14 protein-coding genes are annotated in these 17,156 nt (G+C 72.3%); 2 read left to right on the top strand and 12 right to left on the bottom strand.

What is annotated here, in order from left to right; genetic code table 11:
* Positions 1-27: 27 nt before the first annotated feature.
* The 5 genes from QOL16_RS05635 to rplU all read right to left on the bottom strand — a co-directional run bounded on the left by QOL16_RS05635 (position 28) and on the right by rplU (position 4,676).
* Entirely contained in the window at positions 28-1,293 is a 1,266-nt protein-coding gene (locus QOL16_RS05635; protein ID WP_065960241.1) for a glutamate-5-semialdehyde dehydrogenase, read from the bottom strand.
* Positions 1,294-1,527: 234 nt separating this feature from the next.
* Positions 1,528-2,346: a glutamate 5-kinase gene (proB, locus tag QOL16_RS05630; protein ID WP_065960240.1), complete on the bottom strand. Its 819-nt coding sequence runs from the start codon at positions 2,344-2,346 to the stop codon at positions 1,528-1,530.
* A 49-nt stretch (positions 2,347-2,395) separates the two neighbouring features.
* Entirely contained in the window at positions 2,396-3,910 is a 1,515-nt protein-coding gene (obgE, locus tag QOL16_RS05625) for a GTPase ObgE (RefSeq protein WP_071285038.1), read from the bottom strand.
* Positions 3,911-4,101: 191 nt separating this feature from the next.
* Entirely contained in the window at positions 4,102-4,353 is a 252-nt protein-coding gene (rpmA, locus tag QOL16_RS05620; RefSeq protein ID WP_065960235.1) for a 50S ribosomal protein L27, read from the bottom strand.
* Positions 4,354-4,367: 14 nt separating this feature from the next.
* Positions 4,368-4,676 carry a 50S ribosomal protein L21 gene (gene rplU, locus QOL16_RS05615; protein ID WP_065960233.1) on the bottom strand — a complete coding sequence of 103 codons (309 nt, stop codon included), beginning with the start codon at positions 4,674-4,676 and terminating at the stop codon, positions 4,368-4,370.
* 178 nt (positions 4,677-4,854) lie between these two features.
* On the opposite strand from rplU, the gene QOL16_RS05610 reads away from it, so the two are divergent.
* Positions 4,855-5,127, top strand: coding sequence for a DUF4031 domain-containing protein (locus QOL16_RS05610; RefSeq protein ID WP_065960231.1), 273 nt, complete (start codon positions 4,855-4,857; stop codon positions 5,125-5,127).
* Positions 5,128-5,243: 116 nt separating this feature from the next.
* Here QOL16_RS05610 and QOL16_RS05605 read toward each other — a convergent pair whose 3' ends face one another.
* Complete coding sequence (locus QOL16_RS05605) at positions 5,244-6,173, bottom strand: hypothetical protein (RefSeq protein WP_139266468.1); 930 nt, start codon at positions 6,171-6,173, stop codon at positions 5,244-5,246.
* 157 nt (positions 6,174-6,330) lie between these two features.
* Positions 6,331-9,342 (bottom strand): Rne/Rng family ribonuclease, encoded by a 3,012-nt coding sequence (locus QOL16_RS05600; RefSeq protein WP_071285040.1) that lies wholly within the window; start codon positions 9,340-9,342, stop codon positions 6,331-6,333.
* Positions 9,343-9,701: 359 nt separating this feature from the next.
* On the opposite strand from QOL16_RS05600, the gene QOL16_RS05595 reads away from it, so the two are divergent.
* Positions 9,702-10,304, top strand: a complete 603-nt coding sequence (locus QOL16_RS05595; RefSeq protein ID WP_253181549.1) for a vitamin K epoxide reductase family protein — start codon at positions 9,702-9,704, stop codon at positions 10,302-10,304.
* Positions 10,305-10,391: 87 nt separating this feature from the next.
* Here the strand turns inward: QOL16_RS05595 and QOL16_RS05590 are convergent, their stop codons facing one another.
* From QOL16_RS05590 to ileS, 5 genes are read right to left on the bottom strand one after another with little or no spacing between them, the layout of a single operon-like run.
* Positions 10,392-11,240 carry a thioredoxin domain-containing protein gene (locus tag QOL16_RS05590; protein WP_083395108.1) on the bottom strand — a complete coding sequence of 283 codons (849 nt, stop codon included), beginning with the start codon at positions 11,238-11,240 and terminating at the stop codon, positions 10,392-10,394.
* Positions 11,241-11,254: 14 nt separating this feature from the next.
* On the bottom strand, positions 11,255-11,674 hold the full coding sequence (gene ndk, locus QOL16_RS05585) for a nucleoside-diphosphate kinase (RefSeq protein ID WP_065960223.1): 420 nt from the start codon (positions 11,672-11,674) through the stop codon (positions 11,255-11,257).
* Positions 11,675-11,706: 32 nt separating this feature from the next.
* The gene (locus tag QOL16_RS05580) at positions 11,707-12,078 is read right to left on the bottom strand and encodes a DUF4233 domain-containing protein (RefSeq protein WP_083393842.1); all 372 of its coding nucleotides are present in this window, start codon (positions 12,076-12,078) and stop codon (positions 11,707-11,709) included.
* Positions 12,079-12,119: 41 nt separating this feature from the next.
* Positions 12,120-13,667, bottom strand: a complete 1,548-nt coding sequence (locus QOL16_RS05575; protein WP_254780298.1) for a folylpolyglutamate synthase/dihydrofolate synthase family protein — start codon at positions 13,665-13,667, stop codon at positions 12,120-12,122.
* Positions 13,664-16,933 (bottom strand): isoleucine--tRNA ligase, encoded by a 3,270-nt coding sequence (ileS, locus tag QOL16_RS05570; RefSeq protein WP_071285043.1) that lies wholly within the window; start codon positions 16,931-16,933, stop codon positions 13,664-13,666. Before ileS ends, QOL16_RS05575 begins: the two co-directional genes overlap by 4 nt.
* Positions 16,934-17,156 lie beyond the last annotated feature (223 nt).

Raw genomic sequence — 17,156 nt, 5'->3', positions numbered from 1 at the left:
TCGATCGGGGGGAAGACGCCGCCCAGTCTAGCCGCGGATCTGTCCCTGACCGCGCACGATCCACTTGGTGCTCGTGAGTTCCGGCAACCCCATCGGCCCACGGGCGTGCAGCTTCTGCGTCGAGATCCCGACCTCGGCACCGAAGCCGAACTCGCCACCGTCGGTGAACCGTGTCGACGCGTTCGCCATCACGACGGCCGAGTCCACCTGGGCCAGGAAGCGCTCCGCGGTGTCGACGTCGTCCGTGACGATCGACTCGGTGTGGTGCGTCGACCACCGCGCGATGTGCGCCATCGCCTCGTCGACGTCGGCCACGACGCGGATCGAGAGGTCGAGGTCCATCGACTCGGTGCCCCAGTCGGCCTCGGTCGCGCGGAGCACCCCCGGGACGATCGTGCGGGTCGCGTCGTCACCGCGGAGGGTGACACCGGCGGCACGGAGGCGCGCGGCGAGCACCGGGAGCAGGCGTTCGGCCGCCGCCCGGTGCACGAGCAGGGTCTCGAGGGCGTTGCAGACGCTCGGCCGCTGCACCTTGCTGTTGAGCACGATGTCGACCGCGCGGCCCTCGGGGGCGGAGGCGTCGAGGAACACGTGCACGACGCCGGCGCCGGTCTCGATCACCGGCACCTGCGACTCGGTGACGACGGTCTGGATGAGCGACGCGCTCCCCCGCGGGATGAGGACGTCGACGAGCCCGCGGGCACGCATGAGCTCGGTCGCCCCCTGACGCCCGAACTCGTCGATGGTCTGGACCAGGTCCTCGGGCAGGCCGACGGACCCGAGCGCGGCACGGACCGTGTCGACGAGCACCGCGTTGGTGCGGAGGGCGGCCGATCCCCCGCGCAGGACCACCGCGTTCCCGCTCTTCAGGCCGAGCGCGGCGATGTCCACGGTGACGTTCGGACGGGCCTCGTAGATCGCGCCGACCACGCCGAAGGGCACACGCACCTGCGACAGCTGCAGCCCGTTCGGCAGTCGTGACCCACGGACGTGCTGGCCGACCGGGTCGGTGAGCCCCACGACGTGCTCGACGGCTGCCGCGAGGGCCTCGATCCGGGTGGCGTCGAGCCGCAGACGGTCGAGCAGGCCGGACGACAGGCCGCTCTCCTCGCCCGCCACGAGGTCCTGGTGGTTGGCCGCGACGATGGCGTCGGTGTCCCCGCGCAGCCGTGCCGCCACCGCGCGCAGTGCGGCGTCCTTGACCGACGTCGTCGCGGTCGCGAGCACGGTGGACGCGCTGCGGGCGGCGACCAGCTTGTCGGTGAGGGTCGGGGCGGGTGCGGTCAGCGACATGGTCCGATTGTAGGAGCGGACGGGCCGGACGTGACCTCCTGCGTCGGTCCGGTGGAGGGCATCCGTGCCAGGCCGCCCTGTGGAGGAGGAGCCGGCCACGCGAGGTGGTCGCGACCCCGCACGCGACGAACCGGACCCTTCCGGCCGCACCGCGCCTCCCGACCGCGACCCGGAGCGCGACGCGCCGGACCCACCCGGCCGCACCGCGCCTCCCGACCGGTGGACCAGGTCGGGTCAGCCCCGCGGAGCCGGGTGGAAGAAGGTGCCGACCTGCTCGCCGGCCAGCGCGCGCTCGACCAGGCCGGTCGCGGTCACGAGCACGGCGGTGCCGGCCTCGGCGGCGAGCCGGGCAGCGGCGACCTTCGTGGCCGCTCCCCCGGTACCCACGCCGGCCGCTCCCGACGCGCCGAACGTGACCCCGGCGAGCTCGTCACCGAACGGGACGTCGTGGATCGGCCGCGCGTCGGGGTGCTCCGGCGGCCGCGTGTACAGCGACTCGACGTCGGAGAGCAGCACGAGCGCGTCGGCGCCGAGCAGGCGCGCGACGAGGGCGGCCAGCCGGTCGTTGTCGCCGAAGCGGATCTCGTGCGTGGCCACGGTGTCGTTCTCGTTCACGATCGGCAGGACCCGCAGCTCGAGCAGCCGGTCGACGGCCCGTTGCGCGTTCACCCGGTGCGTCGGGTTCTGCATGTCCCCCGCGGTGAGCAGGACCTGGGCCGCGACGACGCCGTGCCGGTCGAGCTCCTTCTGGTACCGGAACATCAGGAGGTTCTGCCCGGTCGCCGCGGCCGCCTGCTGGGTCGCGAGGTCGTCCGGGCGGCCCTCGAGCCCGAGGAATGGGAACCCGGTCGCGATGGCGCCCGAGGACACGAGCACGACCTCGGTCCCCCGGGCGTGCACGGCGGCCAGGGCGTCGACGAGCGCGCCGATCTGGCCGGCCGCGTCGCCGCTGACCGACGACGAACCGACCTTGACGACGAGGCGCCGGGCACGCGGGACGTCAGCCCGCTCCAGCACGGCTCCGGTGTCGGCGCGGTCGGTCGTCTCGGTCATCGGTCGTCGGTCCCTCGTCGGTCGGGGCTGCTGCGTCGGCGGACCGCCGTCAGCGGCCGTCCTCGTCGTCGTCGGCCCACAGGCCGGCGATGCGCTCCTGCTCGAGCTCGGCGCGCGCCGCCGCCTTGGCGTCCATGCGCTCGAAGTAGTCCTCGCGGCGCTCGTTGCGGGTCGGTCGCGAGGACCCACCCACCCGGGAGTCGGTGCCACGCGCGCTCGTGATGAGCTCGGCGGTCGAGGTGAGCGTGGGCTCCCAGTCGAAGATCATGCCCCCGTCGCCACCGATGACGACCGTCGACCCGGCGACCGCGCCGGCCTTGAACAGGCCGTCCTCGACGCCGAGCTTGGCGAGCCGGTCGGCCAGGTAGCCGATCGCCTCCTCGTTGGTGAAGTCGGTCTGCACGACCCAGCGCTCCGGCTTCTCGCCGCGGACGCGGTAGAAGCGGTGCTCCTCGCCGCCCTCGGCACGGACCGTGAAGGGCTTCGCGTTGACGGCCTTCGGACGGAGCACGATGCGCTCCTGCTCGGGCACGGCCGGACGGGCGGCGCGGGCCTGCTCGACGACCTCGGCCAGCGCGAAGGTCAGCTCGCGCAGGCCGGCGCGGGACGCGGTCGAGATCGGGAACACCCGGTAGCCGCGGTCCTCGAGCTCGGCCGTGACGAACTCGGCGAGTTCGGCGGCCTCGGGGACGTCGACCTTGTTGAGGGCGACGAGCTGCGGACGTTCGAGCAGCGGGGTCTGGCCCTCGGGGACCGGGTAGCGCTCGAGCTCGCCGAGGATCACGTCGAGGTCGCTCAACGGGTCGCGGCCCGGGTCGAGCGTCGCGCAGTCGATGACGTGCAGGAGCGCCTCGCAGCGCTCGACGTGGCGCAGGAACTCGAGACCGAGGCCCTTGCCCTCCGACGCGCCCTCGATGAGACCGGGGACGTCGGCGACCGTGAAGCGGACCTCGCCCGACTCGACGACGCCGAGGTTCGGGGTCAGGGTCGTGAACGGGTAGTCGGCGATCTTCGGCTTCGCGGCCGAGATCGCGGCGATGAGCGAGGACTTGCCGGCGCTCGGGAACCCGACGAGTGCGACGTCGGCGATGGTCTTCAGCTCGAGGCTGACGTCGCCGGTCCACCCGGGTGTCCCCAGCAGGGCGAAGCCGGGGGCCTTCCGCTTGGTGGTCGCGAGGGCCGCGTTGCCGAGGCCGCCCTGACCGCCCGGTGCGACGACGACGCGCATGCCGGGCTCGGTCATGTCCGCGAGCACCTCGCCGCCCTCGTCGTGCACGACGGTGCCGATCGGGACGGGCAGCTCGAGGGTCTCGCCGCTCACGCCGCTGCGCATGTCGCCCATGCCGGGCTGGCCGTTCTTCGAGGAACGGTGCGGCGAGCGGTGGTAGCCGAGCAGGGTCGTCACCTGCGGGTCGGCCACGAGCACGATGTCGCCGCCGTCACCGCCGTTGCCGCCGTCGGGCCCGGCGAGGGGCTTGAACTTCTCACGGCGGACCGAAACGCAGCCGTTGCCGCCGTTCCCCGCGGTGAGGTGCAGGGTCACGCGGTCGACGAAGGTCGCCATGGTTCCACTCCTTACGGTGCGGGCAGGTGTGCCCGCGAGGCTGCGGACAGGTGTGTCCGCGAAGGTGCGGGCAGATCGGCCCGCGAGGGCGCGGGCCGGTGTGCCCGCGAGGGCGCGGACAGGTCGGCCCGCGGAAAGCGAAGGAGGGGCGGGCACTCGGCCCGCCCCTCCAACTGAGAACGCTTCGTCGACTACGCCGCGACGATGTTGACGACCTTGCGGCCGCCCTTGGTGCCGAACTCGACCGCACCGGCCGAGAGGGCGAACAGCGTGTCGTCGCCACCGCGGCCGACGTTGGCGCCCGGGTGGAAGTGGGTGCCACGCTGGCGGAGGATGATCTCCCCGGCGTTGACGACCTGGCCACCGAAGCGCTTCACGCCGAGGCGCTGTGCGTTCGAGTCACGACCGTTGCGAGTGGAGCTCGCACCCTTCTTGTGTGCCATCTTCTACTCCCGCCTTACGCGATCGAGGTGATCTTGACGCGGGTCAGCTCAGCGCGGAAACCCTGACGCTTCTTGTACCCGGTCTTGTTCTTGAACTTCTGGATGACGACCTTCGGACCGCGGAGGTCCTCGAGCACCTGTGCGGTGACGGTGACGCCGGCGAGCTCGGAAGCGGCCGACGTGATCTTGTCACCGTCCACGAGGAGCACCGGCGCGAGGTCGATGTTGCCCTTGTCGTCGGCCTTGGCACGGTCGATCGTGAGGATGGTGCCGACCTCGACCTTCTCCTGACGGCCGCCGGCGCGCACTACTGCGTAAACCACGTGGAAATCCTTACGTACTCTGCTTGAGGGAAGTCTCGGGTGCCCACTTCTGCACGAGCGGCTCCCGGTAGGCCGGGCCCGATCGGCGACGCAGGCAGAACGGCCCGCTGACACCAGGGGTCGAGAATACTCGATCCCCCTAGGTCCGGTCAAACGGCGACACACGTACGATCGATCCGTGACCGTCCTGATCGACCCGCCGAGCTGGCCCGCGCACGACACGGTGTGGTCCCACCTGGTCAGCGACGCGTCCTACGACGAGCTCCACGCCTTCGCGCACCGTGCCGGGATCCCGCGTCGTGCGTTCGACCACGACCACTACGACGTGCCCCTCGCGCGCTACGACGAACTCGTCGCGGCCGGGGCCACCGCGGTGAGCGGTCGGGAGCTCGTGCTCCGGCTGATCGCGAGCGGGCTGCGGGTCGCGCAGCGCGACAAGCGCGCCGACTGAGACCGCGGGCCGGCACGCGGTGTCGGCCGGGAGGCGCGGCGCACCGCCGACACGTCGGTCCGGCTCCGCCTCGCCTCGTCTCGCCAACGGGTGCCGGGACGGGTGCGGATCTGTGCTCAGCGCGGTGCCGGCGGCTGCCAGGGCCGGGGCTGCTGCTCGGGCTGCGGCGCCCCGTGCTGCCCCTGCTCGGCCTGCGACGTCCCCTGCGGCCCCTGCGGCCCCTGCGCGGGGCCCTGGCCCCACGGGGCCTGCTGCGGCGTCTGCTGCCCCCGTACGGGCTGCTGCGGGTCCTGCTGCCCCCACGGCTCCTGCGGCGCCTGCTGCCCCCACGGCTGCTGCTGGCCCTGCTGCCCCCACGAGGGCTCCTGCGGCGCCTGCTGCGCCTGCTGCGGCCACGCCGGGGTCCCGGGCTGCGGCGGCACGGACTGCGGCCACGCCTGCGCCCCGGGGTGCGGAGCGGGTCGACGGGCCGGCTGCGGCTGTCCCCACGCCTGGCCCGGCTGCTGCACCGTCGCCGACGGCACCGCGTCGGCGGGCCGCACCGTGCCAAGACGCCCCGAGCCGCCACGGGCACCGGGACGAGCGCCTCCCGGGCGTCCGGTCCAGAGCCACGCGACGGTCGCGGTGCCGAGCAGCATGAGGGTGAACGGCACGCCGTTCGCCAGCGGGCCCGTGACGACGGCCGCGACGGTCCGGCCCCCCGCCCCGGGACGGCCGAGGTCGACCAGCGCGGTGGCCATCCCCACGAGCACGAGCGCCACGGTCCCGGCGGCGCCGGCGAGCAGCGCGCGGACCAGCACGGTCGGCAGCGGGCTGCGGCGGGCGATCGGCGTCAGGAACGCGAGCGCGAGGAAGGTGACCAGGTAGTACGGCAGCGGCGCGGTGAACACGCCCGTGACGAAGCTGCCGAGCAGGGACGCACCGGTGCCGGCGTTGCCGAACGGGTGCACCACGAGGGTCGTCCCGACCAGCGACGCCAGGCCCGAGACGAACTCGACGAGGACGATCGAGACGACCGCGATGAGCGCACTCGTGGTGTTCGCCACCGAGGCCCCGGGTGCGACGGCACGCCGCGGGTCACCGGCGGGACGACCCCGCCCGGTGGGCCCGGCGGGCATCCGGTCCCCCGGAGCGGGCTGTCCCCAGCCCGCTCCGTGGGACCCGGCGTCGTGCTGCCGGCCGGGGCCCGCCGGGTCGGTCACGTCAGTTGCCCACGATCACGGCACCGGCGTCGGGCGTGTCGCCCGCGTCGGTGCCGGTGTCCGCGGTGGCCGGAGCGCTGATGCTCGGCGACGAGACGCGACGCGAGCGGGAGCGGCCCTGGCCGGGCTGCTTCGGCTCGGGGAGCGCCTGCAGCACCGAGTCGAGCAGGGACTCGGCGTCGCCGGTCACCGGTCGGGGCTCGCGCTTCGTGACGGCGACCGGGATGTCCAGGATCGCGACCGTGGTGTCGGCCGGCGTCACCGTGGCGCTCGAGCTCGCCCGACGACGAGCCGGGGCCTTGACGGGCTCGGCGGCGGCGGTCGGCGCGGAGGCCGAGGTGACCGGCGCGGGCGCCTGCTCGGCTGCCGGTGCCGCGGGCGTGGACTCGGACCGACCGGACGTGGCTGCCGGACGCTCCTCGGGCGCCGGGGTCTGCTCGGCGCCGACGGTCCCGCCTGCGCCGTTGCCGCCGCGGCCACCGCGGCGACGACGACGCTTGCCGGACGGCTGCTCGCCGCCGTGCGCCTGGCCCTGCGACTGGTCGGCCTCGTCCGGTGCGGACACCGGGGTGGCGGTCGACGCGGGCGACGCCGGAGTCTCGGCTGCCGGTGCGGCCGCTCCCCCGCGGGGGTTCGCGATGCCGGTCCGGGGTGCGTCGGACTCCTCGTGGGGCAGCGTCGAGGCGGCGATGCGCGACAGGGCGTTCTTGACGTCCTCGGTGATCTGGTGCGCCGCGCCGCCACCGTTCGAGCCGGAGCCGTTCGACGAGCCGTTCGAGGACCCACCGTTCGACCCGTTGCCCGAGCCGTTGCCGCCGGTGCTCCGGGCCTTGCGACGGCCCTTGGTCGGACCGGGGTCGGCGTTGTTGTCGTTCACCTGCGCGTTGACCTCGTCGAGGGACTCGCGGAGGCCGACGCCGATCTTCTTGCGGGTCATCTGCACGAGGCCGAGCGAGGTGACCTCGGCGACCTGGTGCTTCGTCCGGTCGCGGCTCAGGCACTCGACCAGGCGACGGAGGACCAGGTCGCGGTTCGACTCGAGCACCATGTCGATGAAGTCGACGACGATGATGCCGCCGATGTCGCGCAGACGCAGCTGGCGGACGAGCTCCTCGGCGGCCTCGAGGTTGTTCTTCGTGACGGTCTCCTCGAGGTTGCCGCCGGATCCGACGAACTTGCCCGTGTTGACGTCGACGACGGTCATCGCCTCGGTACGGTCGATGACGAGCGAGCCACCCGACGGCAGCCACACCTTGCGGTCGAGCGCCTTGGCGATCTGCTCGTTGAGGCGGTACTCCTCGAAGGAGTCCGGGCCGTCGTACAGCTCGACGCGGTCCTTGAGGTCCGGCGCGACGGCGTCGAGGTAGTCCTCGATGACCCCGCGCGCGGCGTCGCCGTCGATGATGAGCTTCGTGAAGTCCTCGTTGAAGACGTCGCGGACGATCTTCACGAGCAGGTCGGGCTCGGAGTGCAGCATGACCGGCGCGTGGCCCCCGGCGACCTTCTTCTGGATCGCCTCCCACTGGCTGGTCAGGCGCTGCACGTCGCGGGTGAGCTGCTCCTCGGTCGCGCCTTCGGCGGCCGTGCGGACGATGACGCCGGCGTGCTCGGGCAGGACCTCCTTGAGGATCTTCTTCAGCCGGGCACGCTCGGTGTCGGGCAGCTTGCGCGAGATGCCGTTCATCGAGCCGTTCGGCACGTACACGAGGTAGCGGCCGGGCAGCGAGACCTGGCTGGTGAGCCGGGCACCCTTGTGGCCGACCGGGTCCTTCGTGACCTGCACGAGCACCTTGTCGCCCGGCTTGAGGGCGGCCTCGATGCGACGGCCGTGGTTGCCGGTGTCGACCGACGCCCAGTCGACCTCGCCCGCGTAGAGGACCGCGTTGCGCCCGCGGCCGATGTCGACGAACGCCGCCTCCATCGAGGGCAGCACGTTCTGGACCTTGCCCAGGTAGACGTTGCCGATGAGCGAGACGTTGTGCGACTTCGTGACGTAGTGCTCCGCGAGGACGTTGTCCTCGAGCACACCGATCTCGATCTTCGACGAGCTGGACCGCACGATCATCTGGCGGTCGACGCTCTCGCGGCGCGCGAGGAACTCGTCCTCGGTGATCACCTGGCGACGACGACCGGCGTCGCGACCGTCACGGCGACGCTGCTTCTTCGCCTCGAGGCGGGTCGAGCCCTTGATGCGCTGCGGCTCGGTGATGAGCTCCGGCTCGCGGCGGCGCGGCTCCTGGTGGTCGCGCGGCGCGCGCTGCTCGCGGTCGGCGCTCGTGCCACGACGGCGGGAGCGGCGACGGCCGCCGCCCTGCTCGTCGTCGTCCTCGTCGTCGTCGCGGTCGTCCCGCTCGTCGCGCGGGGCGCGGACGGGCACCTCCGGCAGCACCGGCGCGTGGAAGATCAGGCTGAGGGTGCTCGTGGCCCGCGGGACGAACGGCTCGTCGGACGCGTCGGACGCTTCGGCCGTCTGCACGGCGGCGTCCGGACGGGAGGCACGCCCCGCGTCGTCCGGCACGTCGCCCCCGGCGGTGGTCGGGTCGGCAGCGGTCGCACCTGCTTCGTCCTGCGTCCCGGCGGCCTGCGCCCCGTGCGCGTCGGCACCGGTGACGAGGGCGCCGACGCCGTCGCTGCCCACGCCGTCGGACGCCGCCCCGACGACCGGCAGGTCCCCGGTCAGCGTCGAGACGTCGTGCGGCTCACCGGACGCAGCGGCGACCGGGTCGACCGCGACCGGGACGGTCGTTCCGTCCTGCGCCACGACCGAGGACGGTGCCTCGGTCCCGTCCTGCACCGCTGCCGCGTCAGCGGCGGAGGTGTCGGGCGACGCGACGCGCTCGTCGGTCGCCGCGTCGGCGGGGAGGGTGACCCCGTCGGTGTCGGTCGTCGTCCGGTCGACGTCGCCACGGGCCTCCAGGCCGCCCGACCGCGCTCGGCGGCTGCCGAACAGGCGGCCGCGGCGCTTCGGCGTGGCGTCGTCGTTGGTCGTGTTGTCGGTGTTCTGCTCCACCATTGGTCTGGTGCACTCCTTGACCCCGCTCGCGCCCTGACGGGCGGCGGGAACTCTGCTCGTACCCTGTCGGGCACGGGAACCTTCGGTTGTGACGAGCGGCGTCCACGCCCCCGTCGTCGCTGTCTTGTGACCGGTGTCCGTCATCTTCGTACGGTCCGCGCCGGTTCCGCGGCGGACACCCGGTCCACGCGGATTCGGCGTCGGAGTGACGCACGTCCGGTCACGGTGCGCTCTCACCGCACCTGTTGCCCGGGCTGGGCCCGGGAAGCTCTGCTCGTCGCACGGTCGGACCGCGCGACTCGGCCATTGTCGCACGCCCTGCCAGGGAAGGGCCGGAACGGGCGTGCGAAGATGACGCGGTGAGCACGAGCGCAACCACGCACCGTCGTCCGATCGCGATGGCGGTCCTCCTCATCGTCACCGGCGCCGTCGCGCTGTACGCCGCCTTCCGCCTGGTGCTGGACGAGTTCCAGAAGTACGAGAACCCGCAGGCGGTCCTGAGCTGCGACGTCAGCCCGTTCGTGAACTGCTCGCAGGTCATGACGAGCTGGCAGGGGTCGCTGTTCGGCTTCCCGAACCCGCTCATCGGCGTGATGGGCTTCGTCGCGCCGATCGCGGTCGGCGTGATGCTGCTCGCCGGCATGCGGAACGGCCACCGGTGGTTCTGGATCACGTTCAACGCGGGCGTGTTCCTCGCCTGGGTGTTCGTCACCTGGCTGTTCACGCAGACCGTGTGGGTCATCGGCTACCTGTGCCCGTGGTGCCTGCTCGTCTGGTCGATGACCATCCCGATGTTCTGGGTCTTCACGATCTGGAACGCGGCCCAGGGGCGCTTCGGTGCAGGGCTGCAGCGCACGGGCCGGACCCTGCTGCCGTTCTCGTGGGCGTTCGTGCTCGCGAACTACGCGGTGGTCGTCGTCTGCATCCTGGTCGTCTTCCCCCGGGTGCTCAGCACGCTCTGACGGCTGCGACCGCGGTCGACGCGTCCGCACGACGCACGACGCCCCCGCTCCCTGGTCGGGAGCGGGGGCGTCGTCGGTGGTGGGGCGTTACTTCGCCGCTGCCTCGATCGTCGAGACGACGTCGGTCAGGCTGTCCACGCGCTTGCCGTTGACGAGGATCGTCGGCGTCCCGAAGCCCTGCGGGCCCGCGACCGAGGAGTCCTGCAGGACCTCGTTCGTCGACTTCGTGACCCAGCCCTTGTAGTGCTCGCTGGACAGACACTCGGAGATGTCCGAACCGGTGGCGCCGCCGGCCTTCACCAGGTCGGCGATCTCGGCGTTCGTCAGGCCCTTCGTGCCCTCCTCGGGCTGCTTCTCGAAGAACTGCTGCTGCACCGACAGGAACTTGTCCGGGGCGAAGTTCGCGACGCACATGGCGGCGTTCGCGGCACGGCTGGCGTAGCGCGAGCCGAGGTAGCTGCGGTCGAGGATCGACACGGGGTGCACCTCGAGGGTCGCCTTGCCGTCCTTGACCAGGTCGTTCACCTGGTCGCCGTAGGTGGTCTCGAACTGCTTGCACACCGGGCAGGCCCAGTCGACGTACTCGACGACCTTGACGGTGCCGTCGTCGTTCGCGGTGGCGACCGGCGACGGGGTGCCGTCGGCGGGGACGCCCTTCGTGGTGACGGGGGCCATCGCGCCGTTGCCGCCGGTGAACTGGATGCCGCCGGTGACCATGTTCTTCGGGCCAGCGGCCGAGGTGCTGCCGCCGCTGTTGACGTTCACCACGACGATGGCGACGATGGCCGCGACCGCCACGATGCCCAGGCCGATGCCGCCCTGGAGGAACCACTTGTTGCGGCGCTTGCGGCGCTTCTCGGCGTCGGCGCGCTGCCGGGCGACCTCACGCGCGTGCTGGCGCCGCTCGTTCTTGCTCGGTCGGTCGTTGTTCGTCACGTCGTCTCCCCCTCTCAGGCGAACCAGAGCGCGAGCTCGCGCGCGGCTGACTCGGGGCTGTCGGACCCGTGCACCAGGTTCTGCTGCACCTTGAGACCCCAGTCACGGCCGAGGTCGCCGCGGATGGTGCCGGGCGCGGCGGTGGTCGGGTCGGTGGTGCCGGCGAGCGAGCGGAAGCCCGCGATCGCGGCGTTGCCGGCGACGCGCACGGCGACGACCGGGCCGGACTGCATGAACTCGACGAGCGGCTCGAAGAACGGCTTGCCCTGGTGCTCCTCGTAGTGCTGGTCGAGCAGGTCGCGGGGCGCCGTCAGCATCTTCAGGTCGACGATCTCGTAGCCCTTGGCCTCGATCCGGCGGAGGATCTCACCGGTGAGCTGGCGGGCGACGCCGTCGGGCTTGACGAGGACGAGGGTCTCTTCGAGATCGGACACGCAGGTCTCCTGTTTCGTGGTCGATGTGGGGGTCAGCCCTCGCCCGCGGCGGCCCGGCGCGCGGCGTTCAGACGGTCGAGCTGACCGCCCTTGACGAAGCAGAAGACCCACAGCGCCAGGAACACCACCGCGACCGCGAACATGAACGGTTCGATGAAGCCGGTGGCGAGGATGGCCGCCTGCAGCAGCCACCCGAACACTACACCGGCGGGCTTGTCGGTCAGGCGTGAGGCGACTGTGAGGACGACGATGGCGGCGATGCCGCCGCCGAACGCCGCGAGCGGCGGGAGCGTGCCCTTGCCGTACACGACGAGCATCGGGAAGAAGAACATGATCGCCTCGAGCACGAGGGCGATCGACAGCAGGCTCTCCCGTGCTCCGCGGTCGCGTCGCGGCTTCCGCACGCGCGGCTGGTGACCCGGTCGGGAGGCCCGTGGTGCGTCCGTCACTTCGCCTCCCCCTCGGAGTGGACCAGGTCCATGACCGCGCCCACCATGACGACCGACCCGGCGACGAGCACGAGCGCGTCCTCGGCGTCCGCCTCGTCCGCGAGGTCGCGGGCTTCCCGCAGTGCCTGTGCGAGCGACGGCTCGACGACGACCCGGTCCTCGCCGACCTCGGCGACGACGACCCGGGCGAAGGCGTCCGCGTCGAGCGCGCGCTCCCCCGGCGGCTGCGTCACGACGAACGTCTGCACGGCGTCCCGGAGCGCGCGGACGAACCCGCGGGCGTCCTTGTCGGCGAGGACCCCGACGACGCCGACGACGTGCCCGGAGGGGAACGCGACGGGCAGCGCCGCGGCGAGTGCGCGGGCACCGTGCGGGTTGTGCGCGGCGTCGACCACGACGGTCGGCTCCTGCGCGATCGCCTGCAGGCGGCCGGGGCTCGTCGTCCCGGCGAGGCCCTCGGACAGCACGTCCTCGTCGAGGGCCTGCGACCCGCGGCCGAGGAACGACTCGACCGCGGCGATCGCGACGGCGGCGTTCTGCGCCTGGTGGCGCCCGAAGAGCGGCAGGAACAGGTCGTCGTACCGGCCGGCGATGCCCTGCACGGTGACGAGCTGCCCGCCGACCGCCGGGGTCACGTCGAGCACCGAGAACCCGGCGCCCTCGACCGTGAGCGTCGACTCGGTGAGCTCGGCGGCGCGCTCGAGCTCGGCGAGCGCCTCGGGCGCCTGCGCGCTCGACACGACCGCCGAGGACGGCTTGACGATGCCCGACTTGGTGCGGGCGATCTCGGCGACGGTGCCGCCGAGCTGCTTGGCGTGGTCGATCGCGATCGGGGTGACGACCTGGACCTGGCTCTGCACGACGTTCGTGGAGTCCCACTCACCGCCCATGCCGACCTCGATCACGGCGACGTCGACGGGTGCCTCGGCGAAGCACGCGAGCGCCAGGACGGTCAGCGCCTCGAAGAAGGTCAGCGGCTGCTCGCCCTTCGCGGTGAGCTCGGCGTCGGTCATCTCGAGGATCGGAGTGATGTCGTCCCAGTTCTCGACGAAGCGCGCCGGCGCGATCGGCTCGCCGTCGATGACGATGCGCTCCCGGATCGACACCAGGTGCGGGCTCGTCATGAGCCCGGTGCGCAGGCCGTGGGCGCGGACGATGCTCTCGGTCATCCGGGCGGTCGAGGTCTTGCCGTTCGTGCCGGTGAGGTGGACGACCGGGTACGCGAGGTGCGGGTCGCCGAGGAGCTCGACCGCGCGCCGGGTGGCGTGCAGCCGTCGTTCCGGGGCCTGCTCGCCGATCCGGGCGTACAGGGCCGCCTCGACCCGCCGGACCTCGTCGTCGTCCCCGCCGTAGGGCAGGGCGGCGCCGGGGGCCTGGTCGCCCGCTGGGCCGACCGGGATCGCGACGCCGTCGGCGCCGCCGTCGGCGACGGAGCCGTCGGCGTGCCCGCCGGACCCGTCGGACTCGTCGTGACGATCGTCGTCGTGCTCGTCGTCGTACTGGTCGTCGTACTGGTCGCTGTCGTACTGGTTGCTGTCGCTCATGCGCGTGCCACCTCCACGGACACCTTCGCTGCGGCACCGACGTCGGTGCCCTCGCCGTCGGCGAAGGCACGTTCGGCCACGTGCACGGTCGTCGCGAGGGTCTCCCCCGCGATGAGTTCCTGGTGCGCCCGGACCGCGGCACCCGCGGTCGCGTCGACACCGAGCGTCAGGGTGATGCGGTCGCTGACGTCGAGGTCGGCGTCGCGACGGGCCTGCTGCACGGCGCGGACGACGTCGCGTGCGAGCCCCTCGGCCTCGAGCTCCGGCGTCGTCACGGTGTCGAGCACCGCGAATCCGCCGCCGTCGAGGAACGCCACCGCGACGGAGTCGTCCGCCACGGTGAGGTCGAGCGAGTACTCGCCCTCGACCAGGTCGACACCGCCGACGGTGACGCCGGTGTCGGTCGCGACCCAGTCACCGCGCTTGGCGGCCGGGATGACCTGCTGCACCTGCCCGCCGATGCGGGGACCGGCGGCGCGGGCGTTGACGGTGAGCTTCCGCTCGATCCCGTACCGGCCGAGCGAGGACTCCTCCTGCTGCTCGAGGACGACGCGCTTGACGTTGAGCTCGTCGCGCAGGATGTCGGCGAAGGCCGCGATCGCGTCCGGGTCCGGCACCACGAGGGTGAGCGTCGCGAGGGGCAGCCGCACGCGCTTGCCGGTCGCCTTGCGGAGCGCGAGGCCCTTCGACGCGACGTCACGGACGCGGTCCATCGCCGCGACCAGGGCGTCGTCGGCGGGGAACTCGGCGGCGTCCGGGAAGTCCTCGAGGTGCACGCTGCGCCCACCGGTCAGGCCCTTCCAGACCTCCTCGGTGACGAGCGGTGCGAGCGGTGCGGCGACGCGGGTGAGCGTCTCGAGCACGGTGTACAGCGTGTCGAACGCCGCCTGCGCCTCGGGCGAGGAGCCGGCACCGAGCCAGAACTTGTCGCGGGAGCGCCGGACGTACCAGTTCGTCAGGACGTCGGCGAAGTCACGCACGGCCTGCGCCGCGAGCGGGGTGTCGAGCGCGTCGAGGTGCGTCGTGACGTCCTCGACGAGCACACGGGTCTTCGCGAGCAGGTACCGGTCGAGCACGTCGGTGCTGTCGGTGCGCCGCGTTGCCTGGTACCCCGACTCCCCCGAGGCGTTCGCGTACAGGGTGAAGAAGTAGTAGGTCGACCAGAGCGGCAGCAGGAACTCGCGGACGCCCTGGCGGATGCCCTCCTCGGTGACGACGAGGTTGCCGCCGCGGATCACCGACGACGACATGAGGAACCAGCGCATCGCGTCGGCGCCGTCGCGGTCGAACACCTCGGACACGTCCGGGTAGTTCCGCAGGCTCTTCGACATCTTCTGGCCGTCCGAGCCGAGGACGATGCCGTGGCTGATGACGTTCCGGAACGCCGGGCGGTCGAACAGCGCGGTGGACAGCGCGTGCATGACATAGAACCAGCCGCGGGTCTGCCCGATGTACTCGACGATGAAGTCGGCCGGGCTGTGGCTGTCGAACCACTCGCGGTTCTCGAACGGGTAGTGCACCTGGGCGTACGGCATCGAGCCCGAGTCGAACCACACGTCGAACACGTCGGTGATCCGGCGCATGGTCGACCGCCCGGTCGGGTCGTCGGGGTTCGGTCGGGTCAGCTCGTCGATGAACGGGCGGTGCAGGTCGACCTCGCCCTCCGCGTTCAGCGGGAGCCGACCGAAGTCGCGCTCGATCTCCGCGAGCGAGCCGTAGACGTCCTGGCGCGGGTACGCCGGGTCGTCCGAGACCCAGACCGGGATCGGCGTGCCGAAGTAGCGGTTGCGCGACACCGACCAGTCGATGGCGTTGCCGACCCACTTGCCGAACTGGCCGTCCTTGACGTTGTCCGGCACCCAGTTGACGTCCTGGTTCAGCTCGCCCATGCGGTCGCGGAACGCCGTGACGCGGACGAACCACGACGAGACGGCCTTGTAGATGAGCGGCTTGCGGCAGCGCCAGCAGTGCGGGTAGCTGTGCTCGTACGAGGCCTGGCGGAGCAGACGACCGGCCTCGCGCACGGCCTTGGTCAGCGGCTTGTTCGCATCGGACCAGAGCATGCCGGCGACCTCGCCGAACCGCGACGTGAAGACGCCGCCCTCGTCGAGCGAGAGCACCACGGGGATGCCCGCCGCGGCGCAGACCTCCTGGTCGTCGGCGCCGTACGCCGGGGCCTGGTGCACGATGCCCGTGCCCTCGCCCGTCTCGACGTAGTCGGCGACGAGGATCCGCCAGGCGTGCTCGTAGCCCTCCTGGTCGGCGAGGTGGTCGAACAGGCGCTCGTAGGCGACGCCGTCGAGCTCGGCGCCGGCGACCGTGCGGAGCACGGCGGCGAGCGCGTCGTCGGCCGACTCGTAGCCGAGGTCCTTCGCGTGCGCGGCCACGGTGTCGGACGCGAGCAGGTACCGGGCGGAACCGGCGTCGCCACCGTCAGCCGCGCCTCCCGGCCCGGCCGGCACGACCGCGTAGGCGATCTCCGGACCGACCGCGAGCGCGGCGTTCGTCGGCAGCGTCCAGGGGGTCGTCGTCCAGGCGAGTGCCCGCACGCCGGCCAGGTCGAGCGCCTCGGCGCGGTCCCCGCGCAGCGGGAACGTGACCGTCACCGACTGGTCCTGCCGCATCTGGTAGACGTCGTCGTCCATGCGGAGCTCGTGGTTCGACAGCGGCGTCTGGTCGTTCCAGCAGTAGGGCAGCACGCGGAAGCCCTCGTACGCGAGGCCCTTGTCCCAGAGCTGCTTCCACGCCCACAGCACGCTCTCCATGAAGGTGACGTCGAGCGTCTTGTAGTCGTCCTCGAAGTCGACCCAGCGCGCCTGACGGGTGACGTACGCCTGCCACTCGTCGGTGTAGCGGAGCACCGACTGCTTGGCCGCGGCGTTGAAGACGTCCACGCCCATCTCGTCGATCTCGCGCTTCTCGGTGATCCCGAGCTGCCGCATCGCCTCGAGCTCGGCGGGGAGCCCGTGGGTGTCCCAGCCGAACCGGCGGTGCACCTGCTTGCCGCGCATGGTCTGGTAGCGCGGGAAGACGTCCTTGGCGTACCCGGTCAGCAGGTGCCCGTAGTGCGGCAGGCCGTTCGCGAAGGGCGGGCCGTCGTAGAACGTCCACTCGGTGCAGCCCTCGCGCTGGTCGATGGACGCCTGGAACGTGTCGTCGCGCTTCCAGAACGCGAGGATCCCCTGCTCGACGGCGGGGAAGGACGGCGACGGGGTGACGCCGGCCGCGCTCGTGTCGTCAGCGGGTCGGTTCAGTGGGTAACGCACCGGGGGCTCCTGTGGTCGGACGGAACTGGGGGTTCGGTCGATCTCCACGAGGACGGAAGCACTGCTCCGCGGTACCACCTCGTTTGCCGTCGGTGCTGGTGCTGCCGACGACCGCTCGTTGTCCGGGTGCGGTGCGGCCCGGTCCGCCCGGTTCTACTGACGGCCGTGCTGCTGCCGCGTTCTTCCGGAGGCTCACCGGTGATGGCCGGTTCGACGCCTGTCC

It is taken from the genome of Curtobacterium sp. MCBA15_004 (assembly GCF_001865055.2).
Lineage (GTDB): Bacteria > Actinomycetota > Actinomycetes > Actinomycetales > Microbacteriaceae > Curtobacterium.
Note: the sequence above shows the minus strand (reverse complement) of the source record. Positions and strands in the feature narration are given on the sequence as shown.